This is a genomic window from Streptomyces sp. NPDC111656 (genome assembly GCF_055656965.1).
Genome location: NZ_JBVKCA010000012.1, coordinates 51,799 through 68,775, shown reverse-complemented (window position 1 = coordinate 68,775; position 16,977 = coordinate 51,799). Strand labels below are relative to the sequence as shown.

The 16,977-nt window shown below is 71.3% G+C and carries 17 protein-coding genes; 8 read left to right on the top strand and 9 right to left on the bottom strand.

Going from position 1 to position 16,977, the window contains the following annotated elements:
- Nucleotides 1-94 precede the first annotated feature (94 nt).
- From ACZ7M3_RS31050 to ACZ7M3_RS31035, 4 genes are all read left to right on the top strand, one after another.
- Nucleotides 95-565, top strand: a complete 471-nt coding sequence (locus tag ACZ7M3_RS31050) for a pyridoxamine 5'-phosphate oxidase family protein (RefSeq protein ID WP_472067423.1) — start codon at nucleotides 95-97, stop codon at nucleotides 563-565.
- Between the two features lie 103 nt (nucleotides 566-668).
- Nucleotides 669-1,100, top strand: a complete 432-nt coding sequence (locus ACZ7M3_RS31045) for a nuclear transport factor 2 family protein (protein ID WP_472067421.1) — start codon at nucleotides 669-671, stop codon at nucleotides 1,098-1,100.
- Nucleotides 1,097-2,197, top strand: a complete 1,101-nt coding sequence (locus ACZ7M3_RS31040; RefSeq protein WP_472067419.1) for an acyl-CoA dehydrogenase family protein — start codon at nucleotides 1,097-1,099, stop codon at nucleotides 2,195-2,197. Before ACZ7M3_RS31045 ends, ACZ7M3_RS31040 begins: the two co-directional genes overlap by 4 nt.
- A gap of 6 nt (nucleotides 2,198-2,203) precedes the next feature.
- Nucleotides 2,204-2,986 carry an acyl-CoA dehydrogenase family protein gene (locus tag ACZ7M3_RS31035; protein WP_472067417.1) on the top strand — a complete coding sequence of 261 codons (783 nt, stop codon included), beginning with the start codon at nucleotides 2,204-2,206 and terminating at the stop codon, nucleotides 2,984-2,986.
- 104 nt (nucleotides 2,987-3,090) lie between these two features.
- Here ACZ7M3_RS31035 and ACZ7M3_RS31030 read toward each other — a convergent pair whose 3' ends face one another.
- The gene (locus ACZ7M3_RS31030) at nucleotides 3,091-3,897 is read right to left on the bottom strand and encodes an enoyl-CoA hydratase (RefSeq protein ID WP_472067415.1); all 807 of its coding nucleotides are present in this window, start codon (nucleotides 3,895-3,897) and stop codon (nucleotides 3,091-3,093) included.
- Nucleotides 3,898-3,990: 93 nt separating this feature from the next.
- Here ACZ7M3_RS31030 and ACZ7M3_RS31025 point away from each other — a divergent pair, with 93 nt between their 5' ends.
- Nucleotides 3,991-4,995, top strand: coding sequence for a TIGR03617 family F420-dependent LLM class oxidoreductase (locus tag ACZ7M3_RS31025; protein ID WP_472067413.1), 1,005 nt, complete (start codon nucleotides 3,991-3,993; stop codon nucleotides 4,993-4,995).
- Between the two features lie 84 nt (nucleotides 4,996-5,079).
- Nucleotides 5,080-5,892: an acyl-CoA thioesterase gene (locus ACZ7M3_RS31020; protein ID WP_472067411.1), complete on the top strand. Its 813-nt coding sequence runs from the start codon at nucleotides 5,080-5,082 to the stop codon at nucleotides 5,890-5,892.
- 85 nt (nucleotides 5,893-5,977) lie between these two features.
- Here ACZ7M3_RS31020 and ACZ7M3_RS31015 read toward each other — a convergent pair whose 3' ends face one another.
- Both ACZ7M3_RS31015 and ACZ7M3_RS31010 read right to left on the bottom strand, forming a co-directional pair.
- Nucleotides 5,978-7,129 (bottom strand): thiolase family protein, encoded by a 1,152-nt coding sequence (locus ACZ7M3_RS31015; RefSeq protein WP_472067409.1) that lies wholly within the window; start codon nucleotides 7,127-7,129, stop codon nucleotides 5,978-5,980.
- Complete coding sequence (locus tag ACZ7M3_RS31010) at nucleotides 7,122-8,549, bottom strand: class I adenylate-forming enzyme family protein (protein WP_472067407.1); 1,428 nt, start codon at nucleotides 8,547-8,549, stop codon at nucleotides 7,122-7,124. Before ACZ7M3_RS31010 ends, ACZ7M3_RS31015 begins: the two co-directional genes overlap by 8 nt.
- Before the next feature lie 54 nt (nucleotides 8,550-8,603).
- On the opposite strand from ACZ7M3_RS31010, the gene ACZ7M3_RS31005 reads away from it, so the two are divergent.
- Both ACZ7M3_RS31005 and ACZ7M3_RS31000 read left to right on the top strand, forming a co-directional pair.
- Nucleotides 8,604-9,365 carry an SDR family NAD(P)-dependent oxidoreductase gene (locus ACZ7M3_RS31005; protein WP_472067405.1) on the top strand — a complete coding sequence of 254 codons (762 nt, stop codon included), beginning with the start codon at nucleotides 8,604-8,606 and terminating at the stop codon, nucleotides 9,363-9,365.
- 14 nt (nucleotides 9,366-9,379) lie between these two features.
- Nucleotides 9,380-10,126 carry an SDR family NAD(P)-dependent oxidoreductase gene (locus ACZ7M3_RS31000; protein WP_472067403.1) on the top strand — a complete coding sequence of 249 codons (747 nt, stop codon included), beginning with the start codon at nucleotides 9,380-9,382 and terminating at the stop codon, nucleotides 10,124-10,126.
- Nucleotides 10,127-10,193: 67 nt separating this feature from the next.
- Here ACZ7M3_RS31000 and ACZ7M3_RS30995 read toward each other — a convergent pair whose 3' ends face one another.
- The 6 genes from ACZ7M3_RS30995 to ACZ7M3_RS30970 all read right to left on the bottom strand — a co-directional run bounded on the left by ACZ7M3_RS30995 (nucleotide 10,194) and on the right by ACZ7M3_RS30970 (nucleotide 16,966).
- On the bottom strand, nucleotides 10,194-11,246 hold the full coding sequence (locus ACZ7M3_RS30995; RefSeq protein WP_472067401.1) for a CaiB/BaiF CoA transferase family protein: 1,053 nt from the start codon (nucleotides 11,244-11,246) through the stop codon (nucleotides 10,194-10,196).
- Nucleotides 11,243-12,184, bottom strand: coding sequence for an LLM class F420-dependent oxidoreductase (locus ACZ7M3_RS30990; RefSeq protein ID WP_472067777.1), 942 nt, complete (start codon nucleotides 12,182-12,184; stop codon nucleotides 11,243-11,245). Before ACZ7M3_RS30990 ends, ACZ7M3_RS30995 begins: the two co-directional genes overlap by 4 nt.
- Before the next feature lie 141 nt (nucleotides 12,185-12,325).
- Nucleotides 12,326-12,739 (bottom strand): cobalamin B12-binding domain-containing protein, encoded by a 414-nt coding sequence (locus ACZ7M3_RS30985; RefSeq protein ID WP_351301855.1) that lies wholly within the window; start codon nucleotides 12,737-12,739, stop codon nucleotides 12,326-12,328.
- Entirely contained in the window at nucleotides 12,739-14,367 is a 1,629-nt protein-coding gene (locus tag ACZ7M3_RS30980) for a methylmalonyl-CoA mutase family protein (protein WP_472067399.1), read from the bottom strand. Before ACZ7M3_RS30980 ends, ACZ7M3_RS30985 begins: the two co-directional genes overlap by 1 nt.
- Nucleotides 14,364-15,791, bottom strand: a complete 1,428-nt coding sequence (locus tag ACZ7M3_RS30975) for a FadD3 family acyl-CoA ligase (RefSeq protein ID WP_472067397.1) — start codon at nucleotides 15,789-15,791, stop codon at nucleotides 14,364-14,366. The genes ACZ7M3_RS30980 and ACZ7M3_RS30975 overlap by 4 nt, the downstream gene beginning before the upstream one ends.
- Nucleotides 15,788-16,966, bottom strand: a complete 1,179-nt coding sequence (locus ACZ7M3_RS30970) for an amidohydrolase family protein (protein ID WP_351301864.1) — start codon at nucleotides 16,964-16,966, stop codon at nucleotides 15,788-15,790. The genes ACZ7M3_RS30975 and ACZ7M3_RS30970 overlap by 4 nt, the downstream gene beginning before the upstream one ends.
- Between the last annotated feature and the right edge of the window lie 11 nt (nucleotides 16,967-16,977).

Below are 16,977 nucleotides of genomic sequence, written 5' to 3'. Positions count from 1 at the left end.
CCTTGAGCGCGAGGTGGTTCTCCTCCTCTCTATTGGTGGAAACTAGCTTCTCACTAAGAGAGAATCAACCATTCACACAAAGGCAGGAGAGACGATGAGCGGACAGCGCAGGGGAACCGCGATCGCCATGACCGACCCCGAGCGGGACACCTTCCTGCGAACCCAGCCGCTGTGCCGGGTCGCGACCGTCGGACGGGACGGAGATCCCCATGTCAGCGCACTGTGGTTCGTGTGGGACGGGTCCACGCTGTGGCTCAACTCGCTGGTACGCAGCCAGCGCTGGACCGATCTGGACCGGGATCGGCGGCTCAGCGTGATCGTCGACGACGGGGGCACGGACTTCATGGCCCTGCGCGGCGTCGAACTACGGGGCAGCGTCGAGGTCGTCGGCGAGGCGCCCCGCAAGGGAGATCCCCTCGACGAACTCATGGACCCCGAACAGCTCTTCGCGGACAAGTACATGGGCGGCGGCGCGTTCCGGTACGACGGGAAGCACGGCTGGCTCCGGCTCACCGCGGAGAAGGTCGTGAGCTGGGACTTCGCGAAGCTGCGTCGCGACCGCTGACGCCCTGACCGTTGACGCCGTAACCGTTGACGTCATGACCGACACATGGAAACCTGCCACTCGTAAATGAGAATGTCATTCTCACCGAAGGGCGGACAGGTCCTTGTCCACTGACGACCTGATGGAGATTCAGCAGCTGCTGGGCCGCTACGCGGTCCACATGACCCGGGGCGACATCGACGGGGTACTCGCGGTCTTCACCCCCGACGGCACCTACAGCGCCTTCGGGGACACCTACGGCCTCGACGAGTTCCCGGCCCTGGTCGCCGCCGCGCCCAAGGGTCTGTTCCTGGTGGGTACGGCCGTGATCGAGCCGCCCGAGCACGGGGAGACGGACGGGAACACCGCGACCGGCACCCAGCCGCTGTGCTTCATCGAGCACGCCACCCACGCCATGCGGATCGGCTACTACAACGACACCTATCTGCGGACCGCCGACGGCTGGCGGCTGCGGACGCGGGCGATGACGTTCATCCGCCGCAGCGGGGCGCACGACTCGGGCCGCCCGCACGCCTTCGAACGCCCGGGCGCGTGAACGTCACGGAGTTCCGGTCGGGTCTGCGCCACTGGCTCGACCGGAACGACCTCTCCCCCGGGCCCGATCACTCCCTCGACGGCCAGGTCGCGCAGCTGGCCCGGGTGCGGCGCGCGCTCTACGAGGCGGACTGGATGCGGTACGGCTGGCCCGCCGAGGTGGGCGGTCTCGGCGGACCGGCCGTGCTGCGGGCCGTGCTCGGCGAGGAGGTCGCCTCCCGGGGTCTGGCCGAGCCGGGCATCTACTCGATGATCGAGGTGCTCGCCCCGACGATGATCTCCTACGCCCGTCCGGAGCTGGCGGCGGAGATGGTCCCGCTGCTGCTCGGCGGCGGGGAGCAGTGGTGCCAGGGCTTCTCCGAACCCGGTTCGGGCAGCGACCTCGCCTCTCTCACCACCCGGGCCGTCCCCCGGGGCGGGGACTGGGTGGTGACGGGCCAGAAGGTGTGGACGAGCCTCGCGCAGTACGCGGCGCGTTGTGTCCTGCTCACCCGCACCGCGCCGGGCCACGACGGGATCACCGCGTTCTTCGTCGACATGGACACCCCCGGCATCACCGTGCGGCCGCTGCGCACGATGCACGGCGTGGACGAGTTCGCCGAGGTGTTCTTCGACGACGTGGTAGTCCCCTCCGACCGTATGCTCGGCCGCCCCGGCGACGGCTGGCGACTCGCGATGGACCTGCTCCCCCACGAGCGCTCCACCTGCTTCTGGCACCGCGTCGCCCACCTCTACACCCGGCTCGACCGGCTGCTCGTGGAGAGGACCGAACCGGGCGACACGAGCGACGACCTGTCCCTCGGCGCCGCCTATCTGGCGCTGCACACCGTGCGCTGCCGCTCCCACGGCACCCAGCGGCGACTCGCGGCGGGCGCCCGGCTCGGCCCGGAGACCTCCGTCGACAAGGTGCTGCTGGCCACCGCGGAGCAGCAACTCTTCGACACCGCCCGGGACCTGCTCCCCGGCGTGCTGGAACTGACGGACGCGCCATGGCGGGAGGAGTACCTGTACTCGCGGGCGGCGACCATCTACGGCGGCACCGCGGAGATCCAGCGCAACATCATCGCCCGTCGGCTGCTGGACCTGGGAAGGGACTGACACACGATGGATGCCGCCGAGCGGGACCTGTTCGCGCAGACGCTGCGCAAGACGATGACGGCGGCGTCGGGCCGCGCCCTCGACACGGCCCTGGCCGACCTCGGATGGTCCGACCTGCTGACGGAAGTGCCGGACGTGGCGGTCCCGCTCACGTTCGGTCTGCTAGGCGAGACCGGCGCGCACGCGCCGCTGCTCAACGACGTCCTGCTGCACGCTGCGGGACGCGCCGTCGGGGGCACGCTGCCCCTGCCGTACACGGGCGGCGCGTGGGTCGTGTGGGAGCGCACGGACGAGGCGGGCGGCGCGCTGGACGGCGAGCTGCCGCTGCGGACCGTCGCGGCCGGGGATCCCGTCCCACTCGCCGCGGGACGCCGGGCGCTCGGCTGGTGGCTCCTGGGCACCGGCCGGGCGATGCTCGCGCTCGCCCGCTCGCACGTGCTCGACCGGACCCAGTTCGGCCGTCCCCTGGCCTCCTTCCAGGCCGTACGGCACCGGCTCGCCGAGACCCTCGTCGCGCTCGACGGGGCCGAGGCGACCCTCGTGGCCGCCGAGGACGACCTCGGCTGCCTGCTCGCCAAGGCGGCGGCCGGACAGGCGGCGCTGACAGCCGCCCGCCACTGCCAGCAGGTCCTCGGCGGGATCGGCTTCACCGCCGAGCACGACCTGCACCGGCACGTCCGGCGCACCCTCGTGCTGGACGGATTGCTGTACAGCGCACGCGAGTTGACGCGGGAGGCCGGCGCGCTGATACGCGAGGGCCGCTCGGCGCCGCGGGTCGTTCAGCTGTGACACGGGCCCGTGAAGGCGTCGATCAGCTGTGACGCGCGGCCGCGTAGGGGATGCCGCGCCGGGCGAGGCCGCCCGCGTCGATCTCGACGCCACGCACCTGGACGTCAGGACCGGGCCTGGGTCCGTCCCCGCGCGGTGACGTCGGCGCGCCGGGCGGCGACCTCGCTCGTCCCCTGCTGCCAGGTCTCGGCCATGTACCCCTCGATGAGGTGCGCCTCGTCGAGAGTGGCCGCGCCCGCGATCTGGCGGTAGTGCCGCAGCAGCCGGCGGACACCGCGCTGGTCGTTGTTCACGATGTCGGCGGCCAGCCTCCGGGTGAAGGGCAGCAACTCCTCGTGCGGTACGACGTGGTTGACCAGTCCGAGGCCGAGCGCCTCCTCGGCGGTCAGGAAGTTGCCGGTCAGCGACATCTCCACGGCCCGCCGCTCCCCGACGGCCTGGGCGAGGAGTACGGTCGCGCCACCGCCCGGCATGATGCCGAGCCGGGCGTGGGTGTCGGCGAACCGGGCGCGCCGCGACGCCACCAGGAACGTGCACTGCAGGGCCACTTCGAGCCCGCCCGTCACCGCGACGCCGTTCACCGCCCCGATGACGGGCTTGCCGATCACCGGCAGGAAGCGGAAGAGCCCATTGGCGTCGCGCTCCGGCCCTTGACCGGGCGCCCGGGGAACCGCGGTCGGCGGCGACTCCCCCGACACCTCCTTGAGGTCGACCCCGGCACAGAACCCGGGATCCGCGCCGGTCACGATCACGGCATCGACGTCGAGGGCCTTGCCCGCGGCCGTGACCGCGTCCCACAGCGCGAAGGTGACCTCCCGGCTCAGCGCGTTGCGCGCCTCGGGCCGGTTGAGCGTCACCGTCGCGATCCGCTCCTCGACGTCGACAAGGACAACAGGCTCCCGCCCGGCCAAAGCGCCACCTCCACCCGAAGGAACCTCACAGCCGACGAACCTCACAGCGGCAAGAACCTCGTTCTCAGAATATGCATACCCTACTATCGTCACATGAAAATCGACGGTACGGTCCGCGGGTTGTCGGACGCCGCGGATCGGGCCCGCACCCTCGAGGAGCACGGCTACGACGCCGCGTGGGCCGGAGAGGTCAATCAGGACCCCTTCCTCCCCCTGGCCGTCGCCGCCGGGGCGACCGGACGCATCACCCTGGGCACGTCCATCGCGGTGGCGCTCGCCCGCTCCCCGATGGCCCTCGCCCACACCGCCGACGACCTCCAACGGCACAGCCGCGGCCGGTTCGTGCTCGGTCTCGGCTCCCAGGTGAAGGCCCATGTCGTACGCCGCTTCTCCATGCCGTGGGGCAGACCGGCCGCGCAGATGCGCGAGTACGTCCTCGCCCTGCGGTCGATCTGGTCGGCCTGGCACGAGGGCACCCCCCTGGACTTCCAGGGCGAGTACTACCGCCACACCCTGATGCCCCCGGACTTCGTCCCGCCCCCGCACGGCTTCGGGCCGCCGCGCGTGCTGCTCGCCGGCGTCGGTGGCCTGATGACCCGGGTCGCGGGTGAGGTCGCGGACGGCTTCCTCTGCCACGGCTACACCACCGCCCGCTGGATCCGCGAACGGACACTGCCCGCCCTGCGCGAGGGGCGCGCACGCGCCGGCGCGTCCCTCGACGGCTTCGAGGTACTGGGCACCCCGTTCCTCGTCACGGGCACCGACAAGGAGATCGAAACGACCCTGCCGTTGCTCCGCGGCCGTATCGCCTTCTACGCCTCCACACCGGCGTACCGGGGCGTCTTCGCACTGCACGGTTGGGACGGCGCGAGCGAGGAGCTGACCGCGCTGTCGAAGGCCGGGCGCTGGCAGGACATGGCGGGGCTGATCACGGACGAGATGGTCGACGCGTTCGCGATCGTCGCCCCCGCGGACGAGTTGCCCGGCCGGGTCGCGGAACGCTTCGGCGGGCTGCTGACCCGTCTCTCGTTCACCCCTCCGCCGAGCCTGGACCGTGAAGCCGCCATGGACCTCGTCGCGCGTCTGCGCGCCTGCTGAACCACGCGCTGAACCACACCGCACCACAACCCACCGCGTCCCCCACATCCCCTCGCATCCCACCGAACCGCACCGGGAGTGCCTGTGACCGACCTCTGGAACGACCTGCTCACCTGCCTGAAGCTGCGCCCCGACCTCTCGGCACCCGAGCCCGTCACAGGCTTCGAGGGATCCAACCAACACCTCAGCTATCACCGGCTGTTCGGCGGGCAGCTGCTGGCCCAGTTCGTCCGGGCCGCCGCTCTCACCTGCCCGGACAAGGCCGTCAAGTCGCTGCACGCGCAGTTCCCGCGCGAGGGCCTGACCGACGAACCCGTGCGGTACGAAGTGACGCGCCACCGTGAGGGCGGCACCTTCGCGACGCTGACGATCGTCGCCCGGCAGACACCGGGCGTCATCGCCACCGCCTCGGCGTCCCTGCACGCCGCGGAGGACGGACTCGACCAGCAGAGCGACTTCAAGGTCCCCTCCGTGCCCGGCGCGGAGCACGACGTGGACCTCGGCCTCATCCCCTGGACGACCCGGTCGACCACCGACCTCGAGTCCCCGAAGGCGGAGCCGCCCGAGTACGACCTGTGGATGCGCACGCCGGAGGTCGCCCCCGAACTCGCCCCGGCGCTCATCGCGTACGCCACCGACCTGACGCTCATCGGCACCGCCGTGCGCCGCCTCGACGGGATCTCCCAGCGGGACTCGCGCACGGCGTTCACCTCCGCCGTCACCTCGCACAGCCTCTGGTTCCACCGGCCTCTGCGCACCGACGACTGGCTGCTGCTGCACCAGCACAGCCCGATCCTCGCCCACGGCCGCTGCTTCGGCCGGGGGGACGTCCTGACCGAGGACGGCTCTCTCGTCGCCTCGTACGCCCAGGAGGCGGTGCTCCGCTTCCGAAGCTGATCCACCGGCGGGGGGGCGCCCGGGGTGTCGATCATTGGGGCTCCCCGGCGCGGCCACGCGCCATACGCCGGGGCGCACCGTCAGGTCAGGGAGCCTGGACCTCGATGACCGTCGCCGAGCCCATACCGCCACCCGCGCACAGGGCGGCCACCCCGATGCCACCGCCACGCCTGCGCAGTTCGTGGACGAGCGTGACCAGCATGCGGGCCCCGGTGGCGGCGACCGGATGGCCGAGGGAGCAGCCGCTGCCACTGAAGTTCACCGTGTCCGGGTCGAGTTCGAGCAACCGGACGGCGGCGACGGGCACCGAGGCGAACGCCTCGTTGATCTCGAACAGGTCGACGTCGGCGATCGACAGACCCGCTCGGGCCAGGGCCTTGGGGATCGCCTTCACCGGGGCCAGGCCCATCTCCGCGGGGTCGACGCCTACGGACGCCCAGGACCGTACGGCGGCGAGGGCCGCCAGCCCCTCGCGGGCCGCCGTCGCCTCGCTCGCGACGACCAGAGCGACCGCGGCGTCGTTCGCACCGCCCGCGTTGCCCGCCGTGATGCTGAACCCGTCGATCTCCGGGTGCAGGGGCTTCAGCCTGGCCAGTTTCTCGGCGCTGGTGTCCCGGCGCGGGTGCTCGTCGACGGAGAAGAGCCCGTGCGGGGTCTCGATCGGGACGATCTCCTCTTTGAAGCGGCCCTCGTCGATGGCCGCCACGGCGTTGCGGTGCGAGCGCAGCGCCCAGGCGTCCAGTTCGGCGCGGGTGAGGCCTGCCGCGACGGCGGTGTTCCAGCCCACCGTGATCGACATGTCCTTGTTGGGGGCGTCGGGGCGGTCGGGGTGGGTGGGCGACATCCAGGGTTCCCACTCGCCGTCGACGCGGAAGAGCGCCTTCGGGGAGGTGGAGGCCGAGTTGACGCCGCCGGCGATGACGAGTTCGTCCATGCCCGCCATCACGCTCGCGGCGGCGCTCTGGACGGCGGCCATGCCCGCGGCGCAGTGCCGGTTGTTGGCCAGCCCCGCGACCGAGGTGAGCCCCGCGGTGACCGCGGCGTGGCGGGCCAGGACGCCACCGCCGTAGAGGCCCTCGCCGAGGATCACGTCGTCGATGAGGGCCGGGTCGAGGCCTTCGGCCGCCGCGGTGACGATGTGGTGGGCCAGGTCGAACGCGGTCGTGTCGCGCAGGGTGCCCTTGACGGCGGTGCCGATGGGGGTGCGCAGGGCGGACGCGATGACTGCTTCAGGCATGGGTGGTCTCCAACTCGGCCAGGAGGGTGCGGCGCAGCAGCTTTCCGGTCTCGGTCTTGGGGAGTTCGGCGCGGAACACGACGGCGTCCGGCGTCTTGGACGAGCGGAGCCGGTCCTTGACCCACTGCCGGATCTCGGCCGGCTCGCCCGCGCCGACGACAATGGCGACGATCCGCTGCCCCCACTCGGGGTCGGGCAGCCCGACGACGGCCGCCTCGACGATGCCGGGGTGGGCGAGGAGTACGTCCTCGATCTCGGCCGGTGCGATGTTCTCGCCGCCGCGGATGATGGTGTCGTCCGCGCGCCCCTCGATGAAGAGGTAGCCGTCGGCGTCGAGCCGTCCGCGGTCCCGGGTGGCGAACCAGCCCTCGGCGTCCAGGGCGCTGCGGCCGCCGTACTCGCCGGAGATCTGCTCGCCGCGTACGAAGACAAGGCCGGTCTCCCCCGCCGGGGCCGGCTTGTCGTCGTCCGTGCGGATCTGGATCTCGATTCCGGGCAGCGCCCGGCCCACCGAGCCGAGGCGGTCGTGTACCGCGGGGTCGTCCGACACGGACGCCTGCCAGTGGTCGTCGGGGCCGAGGACGGCGATGGAGGAGGCGGTCTCGGTCAGGCCGTAGGCGTTGACGAAGCCGGTCTGCGGGAAGATGCGCAACGCCCGTTCCACGATGGGCCCCGGGGTGCGCGCACCGCCGTAGGCGAGGCTGCGCAGCAGGGGGGTCCCGGCGTCGTCGCCGGGTACCTCGGCGACGATCCGGGCGAGCATGGTGGGGACCACGAGGGCGTGGGTGATCCGCTCCCCGCGTACGGTCTCCAGCCACTGCCCCGGTTCGAACGTCTGCAGGTACACGATCCGGCGGCCGGAGTAGAGGTTCGTCAGCAGGTTCATCAATCCCGCGACGTGGTACGGCGGTACCGCCACCAGCGACGCGTCGCCCTCCTCGGCCGACGCGAACTCCTGGGTGTTCAGCACGTAGGCGAGCAGATGGCGGTGCCGGAGCACGGCCGCCTTGGGCTCGGCGGTCGTGCCGCTGGTGTAGAGCAGCACGGCGACCGAGTCCCGGTCCTGGGGCGGGTCCAGGAACTCCACGTCCGGCCGCTCATCGAGGAGGGCGTCGAGGTCGGCCGGGCGCAGGACCACGGCGCCGGGATGGCGGGCCAGCAGGGCGTTCAACTGCTGCTCGCCGAGCCGGTAGTTGACCGGGACGAAGGGAACGCCCGCCAGAGCGGCTCCGAACAGGGCGACGGGGTAGGCGAGTTGGTTGGCGCCGAGATGGACGACGGCCTGACGGCCCCGGAAGCGGTGGGCGGCGGCATGGGCGCGGCGCAGCAGTTCGGCGGCGGTCAGCGAACGGCCGCCCGCCGTGATCACCGCCCGATCGCCGGCCGAAGCCGCCATCTCAAGGATCATGGTGATATTCATGAGAATGCTATTCTCATATACACAGAGCCCTGCTTGCAAGAGAGGATAACCTTGATGCAGATCAGTGGGAGTTCCGCGGTCGTGGTCGGTGGGGCGGGGGGCCTGGGCGAGGCCACCGTCCGTCGCCTCCACGCGGCAGGAGCGAAGGTGGTCGTGGCCGACCTCGCCGACGAGAAGGGCAAGGCGCTCGAGGCGGAGTTGGGCGTCCGTTATGTACGCACGGACGCCACCGACGAGAACGACGTCAAGGCGGCGATGACCGAGGCCGCGGCGGCGGGACCGCTCAGGATCTCGGTGGACGCGCACGGCGGCCCGGCCAGTGGCGGCCGGCTCGTCGGCAAGGACGGCGAACCCCTGGATCTCGCGGGCTTCCGGAAGACCATCGACTTCTACCTCACGGCCGTCTTCAACGTCATGCGCCTGGCGGCCGCGGCCATCGCACGCCAGGAGGCGGTCGACGGCGACCGGGGCGTCATCGTCAACACCGCGTCGATCGCGGCGTACGAGGGGCAGATCGGGCAGATCCCGTACGCCGCCGCCAAGGGCGGGGTGGTCGGCATGACCCTCGTCGCCGCGCGCGACCTCGCGCCGCTCGGCATCCGGGTCGTCACGATCGCTCCGGGCACCTTCCTCACCCCGGCCTACGGCGCGGCGGGCGACCAACTGGAGGCCTACTGGGGGCCCAAGGTCCCGCATCCCAAGCGCATGGGCCGCTCCCCCGAGTACGCGGCTCTCGTGGAGCACATCTGCGAGAACGACTATCTCAACGGCGAGGTCATCCGCCTCGACGGCGCCCTCCGGTTCCCGCCGAAGTGAACGGCCGACCGAACGTGAGCGACGGGCTGAAGGGGAAGGTGGCGTTCGTCGCCGGGGCGAGCCGGGGCATCGGCCGCAACATCGCGCGCGGGCTCGCGGAGGCCGGAGCCGCGGTCGCGGTCGCCGCGCGCTCCGAGGAGGAGGGCCGGACACCCGGCACGATCCACGCCGTCGCCGAGCGGATCACGTCGGCGGGTGGCAGCGCCCTCGCGGTCGCATGCGACGTGACCTCCGAGGCGTCGGTCGAGGCCGCCGTGGACGCGACCGTCACGGAGTTCGGCGGGATCGACATCCTGATCGCCAACGCCGGGGTCATGTGGCTCGGCCCGGTCGAGTCCACACCGCTCAAGCGCTGGCAGCTGTGCCTGGACGTCAATCTCACCGGGGTCTTCCTCGTCACCAAGGCCGTCATCCCGCACATCAGGGCGCGCGGCGGGGGCTCGTTGGTGGCGGTGACGACCAACGGGGTCGGCATGACCGACAGGGGCGCCAACGCGTACTGGGTCTCCAAGGCGGGCGTCGAGCGCCTCTATCTCGGGCTCGCCGCCACCCTCAAGTCCGACAACATCGCGGTCAACTGCCTGGCCCCGTCGCGTGTCGTCGTCACCGAGGGCTGGCAGGCCGGGGGCGGCGGACGCGAGATCCCACCGGAGATGATCGAACCCCCGGAGGCGATGGCCCACGCCGCGGTACGCCTGGCCGGCCAGGACGCGAGCGGGATCACCGGCACGGTGCAGAAGTCGGAGTCGATGCCGGGGTGAACGCGAGGGGTCCCGGGAGTCGAACTCCCGGGACCCCTCCTCGTGTCCGCTGCGAACCGCCCACGCTCTACGGGCCGTGCTCGCCCAGGTGGGGCGGCGGCCCGTACGCGGGCTCGTAGCCGGCCACCCGCACGGGACCGCGTACCAGCCGGAATTCCCCGGCCGTCACGATCGCCTCCGGTATCGCCGCCAGCGCCTGCGGCAACGTCCGTACGGCCGCCGCGGGAACGCCCAGGGGACGCAGCCGTGTCTCCCAGGCGGTGGCGGTGTCGCTCGCCAGGGCCTTCGTCACCACGTCGAGCACCTCCTCGCGGCGCGCCGCGCGTTCGGCCATCGCCCAGAAGCCCACGATGCCCGCCTCCGCGGCGAAGGACTTCCAGAAGCCGTCGTGGGTGATGAACAGGGCCAAGTGGCCGTCCGCCGTGGGGAAGAGCTGCGCCGGTACGTAGTAGGAGTGCGCGCCCAGCGGCAGACGGCGCGGCTCGACCCCCTCGTTGAGGTAGGCGGACGCCCGGTAGTTGAGCTGGGAGAGCATCACGTCCCGCAGCGACACCTCGACCTGCCCGCCGCGGCCCGAGACGATCTGCGCGAGCAGACCCAGTGCCGCGGTGAGGCCGGAGGAGTTGTCGGCCGAGGAGTAACCGGGCAGGGTCGGCGGGCCTGCCGGGTCACCGGTCAGCGCGGCGACGCCGGTGGCCGCCTGGACGACGTAGTCGAAGGCCGGGTCGTCGCCCGCGTCCAGGCCGAAGCCCGTGAGCGCGACGCAGACGATCCGTGCGTTCCACTTCTTCAGCGCCTCGTAGGTGAGCCCGAGCCGGTGGATCGCGGACGGTTTGAGGTTGACCAGCAACGCCTCGGCGTCCGAGACGAGTTCACCGAGTCGTTTCTGACCGCTCGGCGTGGTCAGGTCGAGGCGGACACTGCGCTTGCCCCGGTTGAGGCTGGCGAAGTACGCGTCGCTCACCTGCCGGGAGATGTCCCCGCCCGGCGGCTCGATCTTGACGACCTCGGCACCGAGGTCGGCGAGCATCATCGTGGCGTACGGGCCCGCCAGCATGTGACCGACCTCCAGGACGCGGAGGCCGGCCAGCGGCCCGGCGGTCGCGGGGCCGGCGGTCATCGGAAGTCCGCCGCGATCCCGGCGAGCACCTCACGGGTCCGGCGCTTGGAGGCGATCAGCTCCTCGCGGCCCTCGCCGATCGGCAGCAGCCGTACCGACAGATCGGTGACCCCGGCGTCGGCGAAGCGCCGGAAGCGGGCCGCGATGGCCGTCTCGTCACCGGCCGCGCACAGGTCGCCGATGTCCCGGGCGTCGCCGTAGTCAAGGAGCCGCTGGTAGTTGGGCGAGATCTCGGCCTCCCCGAGGATCCGGTTGGCCCGCTCGCGCGCCGCGTCGACCTCGGCGGGCAGGCACAGACACACCGGGATGCCCGCGACGATCCGCGGCGCCGAACGCCCCGCGTCGTCCGCCGCCTTGGCGATACGGGGTACGACGTGGTCGGCGACCGCGCGTTCGTCGGCCATCCACAGGACGGTCCCGTCCGCCCGCTCGCCCGCGAGTGCCAGCATGACCGGGCCGAGCGCGGCGAGCAGCACCGGAAGAGGGGCCACGGGGGCGAGGTCGAGCGGGTTGTGCACGGTGAACGTGCCGTTCTCGACGTCGACCGGGCCCGGTCCGCGCAGCGCCGCGTCCAGGACGTCCAGATAGTCACGGGTGAAGGCGGCGGGCCGCTCGTAGGGCAGTCCGAGCATGTCCCGGACGATCCAGTGGTGGGAGGGTCCGAGGCCCAGGGCGAGCCGCCCACCCGCGGCGCCCTGCGCGGACAGCGCCTGGCGCGCGAGGGCGATCGGGTGCTGTGTCTGGAGCGGTACGACCGCGGTCCCGATCTCGATCCGCTCGGTCCGCGCGCCCATCAGGGCCACCGCCGTCAACGCGTCGAAGTCCGTGGGGATCTGGGGCACCCAGGCGGTGTCGAGGCCCGCCCGCTCCGCCCAGGTCACGTCGTCGATCATCCGCGCGACCTTGCGCGCGGAGTCCCCACGCTCCGGCCCGATCATCACACCGACCCGCACAGTGCCTCCCAATTCTCGGGGTTTCGGGGTTCCGTTGTCTCGAGGTGCCGATGACTCGAGGTGCCGATGACTCGAGGTGCCGATGTTTCGAGCGGCCGGCCTCCCGCGTCATCCGGCAGCGGCAGGTCAAGGGGTCGCGGGTGAGGCGGGGACGACCGCCGTCAGGGCGCGCATCTGCGCCACGATGGCGTCGAGGGGTGTTCCGGTGGGGAAGACCGCCGCCGCACCCGCCGCCTTCATGCGGGGCACGTCGGCCAGGGGGATGGTGCCGCCCACTACGACGGCGATGTCCTCGGCCCCGGCGGCCCGCAGCCCCTCCACGACCCGCGTCGTCAGCGCCAGGTGCGCGCCGGAGAGAATGCTGAGGCCGACCACGGCCACGTCCTCCTGGAGCGCGGTCGCCACGATGGTGTCGACGCGCTGGCGGATGCCAGTGAAGACCACCTCGAACCCGGCGTCGCGCAGCGTCCGTGCGACGATCTTGGCCCCGCGGTCGTGGCCGTCCAGACCGGGTTTGGCGATGAGCACACGGGACGACATCAGAACACCACCGGCTGCCGGAACTCGCCCCAGACCGCCTTGAGGGCGGCGACCATCTCGCCGACCGTGCAGTAGGCCTTGGCGCAGTCGATGAGCAGGGGCATGAGGTTGTCGGTGCCCTCGGCGCCGCGGGCGAGGGCGGCGAGGCGGTCCCGTACGGCCGCGGCGTCGCGGGTGGCCTTGACGTCGGCGAGCCGCTTCAACTGCCGGTCGCGGCCTTCCCCGTCGAGCTCGTACGTCTCCAGCTGGGGCGGCGGCTCGGGCGTGGCGAAGCGGTTGACCCCGACGACCGGCCGGGTGCCCGCCTCGACGTCCTGGTGGAGGCGGTAGGCCTCGTCGGCGATGAGGCCCTGGAGGTAGCCGTCCTCGATCGCCCTGACCATTCCCCCGTGGTGTTCCAGGTCCGCCATGATCTCGGCGATGCGCTCCTCGGTGGCATCCGTGAGGGCTTCCACGAAGTACGAGCCGCCGAGCGGGTCCGCGACCCGGGCGACGCCGGTCTCGTGGGCGAGGATCTGCTGGGTGCGCAGGGCGAGCGTCGCCGACTCCTCGCTGGGCAGCGCGAACGGCTCGTCCCAGGCCGCCGTGAACATCGACTGCACGCCGCCCAGCACCGACGCCATCGCCTCGTACGCCACCCGGACCGTGTTGTTCTGCGCCTGCGGCGCGTACAGGGAGGCCCCGCCGGCCACACAGCCGAAGCGGAACATCGACGCCTTGTCGGTGCTCGCGCCGTACCGCTCACGGACGATCGTCGCCCAACGTCTGCGGCCCGCACGGTACTTGGCGATCTCCTCGAAGAAGTCGCCATGGGTGTAGAAGAAGAAGGAGATCTGCGGGGCGAACCGGTCGATCGTCATCCGGCCGCGCGCCAGCACCGTGTCGCAGTAGGTGACGCCGTCGGCGAGCGTGAACGCCATCTCCTGCACGGCGTTGGCGCCGGCGTCCCGGAAGTGCGCGCCCGCCACCGAGATCGCGTTGAACCGCGGCACCTCGGCCGCGCAGAACTCGATGGTGTCGGCGATCAGCCGCAGCGACGGTTCGGGCGGCCAGATCCAGGTGCCCCGGGAGGCGTACTCCTTGAGGATGTCGTTCTGGATCGTCCCGGTGAGCTTCGCCCGGGGTACTCCGGCGCGCTCTGCGGCGGCCACGTAGAACGCCAGCAGGACCGCCGCCGTGCCGTTGATGGTGAAGCTGGTGCTGATCCGGTCGAGGGGGATGTCCTCGAAGAGCACCTCGGCGTCGGCGAGTGTGTCGAGGGCGACGCCGACCCGGCCGACCTCCTCGCTCACCTCCGGATCGTCGGAGTCGTAGCCGCACTGGGTGGGCAGGTCGAGCGCCACGGACAGTCCGGTGCCGCCCTGTTCGAGGAGGTAGCGGTAGCGCCGGTTGGACTCCTCCGCGGTGCCGAAGCCGGAGTACTGGCGCAGCGTCCACAGCCGCCCCCGGTAGCCGGAGGGGTAGTTGCCGCGGGTGAAGGGGAAGCGCCCCGGCGCGGGCGGCTCGACGGGCCGGTCCGCGGGCCCGTAGACCGCCTTGAGGGGAATCCCGGAAGCCGTGTGGGAGAAGTCGTCCTTCTCCGGCGGCTTCACGGGACTCTTCTCCGGCGGCTTCGCTTCAGACGTCATCGCAATCGGTCCTTCATCACCTTGCCGGTGGCGTTCAGCGGCAGCTCTTCGAGAAACTCCACATACCTGGGCACCTTGAACCCGGCCATCCGCTCCCGGCTCCAGGCGATCAGCTCGCCCGCCGCGAGGACCCCGCGAAGGACCACGAAGGCCTTGCCCACCTGGCCGAGCCGCTCGTCCGGTACGCCGATCACGGCGGCCTGGGCGACGGCCGGATGCTCCATCAGGAAGCCCTCGATCTCGGCCGGGTAGGCGTTGAAGCCGCCCACGATGAACATGTCCTTCTTGCGGCCGACGATCCGCAGCCGGCCCCGGTCGTCGAGCGTCCCGAGGTCCCCGGTGTGCAGCCAGCCCTCCGGGTCGATCGCCTCGGCGGTCGCGGCCGGGTCGTCGAGGTAGCCGCGCATGACGCTGTACCCGCGCACCAGGACCTCTCCGTCGTCCGCGATCCTGATCTCGACGCCGTCGCAGGGGGTTCCGACGGTCGTCGCGATGTCCTCGAAGGAGTCGCCGGGGCGCGAGGCCGTGGCCGTGCCCGCCTCGGTCAGGCCGTAGCCCGTCATGACGGTGCGGAAGGGCAGGTCGGTGACGATCCTGCGGACGAGGTCGACCGGGATGTCGGCGGCTCCGGTGACGGCCACCCGCAGCGAGGACAGGTCGTGGCCTCCCTGTGCCGCCAGCAGGGAGTGGTAGAGGGTGGGCGGGCCCGGCAGGACCGTCACCTTCTCGCGCTCGACCAGTTCGAGGACCCGGTCCACGTCGAAGACCGGCACCGGGAGGATGGTGGCGCCCCGGATCAGGGACGTGATGCAGCCCGCCTTGTAGCCGAAGATGTGGAAGAACGGATTGACGATCAGATAGCGGTCGCCCTCCCTGAGGTCCGCCAGGTCGCACCACTCCGCGTACAGCCGGAGTGTCTGGGCGTGTGTCATCAGCACGCCCTTGGGCCGCCCGGTGGTCCCCGAGGTGAACACGATGTCGCACACGTCGTCGCCGCTCACCTCGGCCTCGTAGGGCGAACCGCTCGCGAGGAAGTCCGACTTGATGTCGATCACGGGTACGCCGGCCGGCACCTCGAAGTCCAGACCGAGGAAGCCCTTCTCGACGAGGACGACCTTGGCTCCGCTGCGGCGGATGATGTCGCCCGCCTCGTCCGCCTTGAACCGGGTGTTGACCGGGACCAGGACGCCGCCGGCGGTCAGCAGCCCGAAGGCCGCGATGATCCACTCGGCGGAGTTGGGCGCCCAGATCGCCGCCCGGTCGCCCCTGCCGACGCCGGCCGCCGCGAACGCCCCCGCGGCGGTGCGCACGCGATCGGCCAACTCCTCGAAGGTGAGCCGGAGTCGACCGTCCACGACCGCTTCGGCGTCACCGAAGCGGTCCGCCGCGCTCAGCACCATCCGCGGGATGGTCTCGCCTTTCATACGCCGATCAACCGGGCCAGGTTGCCGCCCATGATCTTGGCCTGGTCGGCCTCCTTCATGCCCTGGATCGCGTCGATGTAGGTGACCGGGTCGGCCAGACCCTCGGGGTGGGGGTAGTCGGAGCCGAACAGCACCCGCTCGACACCGATGATCCCGGCCAGCTCGGCCATGTCCTCCTCCCAGAACGGGCTGATGTGGATCCGGTTCTTGACCTCTTCGACCGGGTCGCCCAGGAAGCCCTGCGGCTGCTTCTTGTAGACGTCGGCCAGCTGGTCGAGGAGCGGCACCAGCCAGGAGGATCCGTTCTCGATGACCGAGACCTTGAGCTCGGGGAAGCGGAACAGCGCGCCGTGGCAGACCCAGGAGGCCACGGAGTCGGTGACCGGCCGCCATTCGCCCAGCATCCGGAAGGTCTGTGCCTGGAACGGCGTCATCTCCTGGCTCTTGCCCTCCCAGTCGCTGGAGTAGCGGGAGTAGCCACTGTCGGAGGAGTGCATCGACACCAGCACCCCCGCCTCCTCGACCCGCTTCCAGAAGGGGTCGAACTCCGGCAGCGCGAAGGACCGCGAGCCGCCGAACCCGGGGACCGGGGCGGGCCGGACGAGGATCGACCGCGCGCCGCGCTCCAGGCACCACTCCAGCTCGGCGATCGCCTTGTCCAGGATCGGCAGGCTGATCACCGGCGTGGTGAAGATCCGGTCCTTGTAGTTGAACTTCCAGGTGTCGTACAGCCACTCGTTGAGCGAGTGGACGACCGCGTGGATGAGCTCGGGGTCGTCCCGCATCCGCTCCTCGATCAGGCTGGCCAGAGTCGGGAAGTTCAGCGCCTGCTGGATCCCCATCTCGTCCATGAGCTCCAGACGCGGCCCGGGCTCACGGAACGCGGGAATGGACTTCATCGGCTCGCCGAACAGCTCGCGGTGGGACTTGCCCTCCGGATTGCCCTCCCGGAAGTACTGCTCCCACGCCCCCGGCCGGGCGACCACCGAGAACGTGGGGTTGGGGATGTAGTCGCTGATCTGACCGCGGATCGCGATCTTCGTACGACCCTTCACCTGCACGTACTGGATGGCGCCCTCGTACTGCTTCGGCAGGTACCGGGTGAGCGCATCCTCCGTCTCGTACAGGTGGTTGTCGGCGTCGAACAACGGATACGGCAACACGCGCGACGGCATGAGATCCTCCT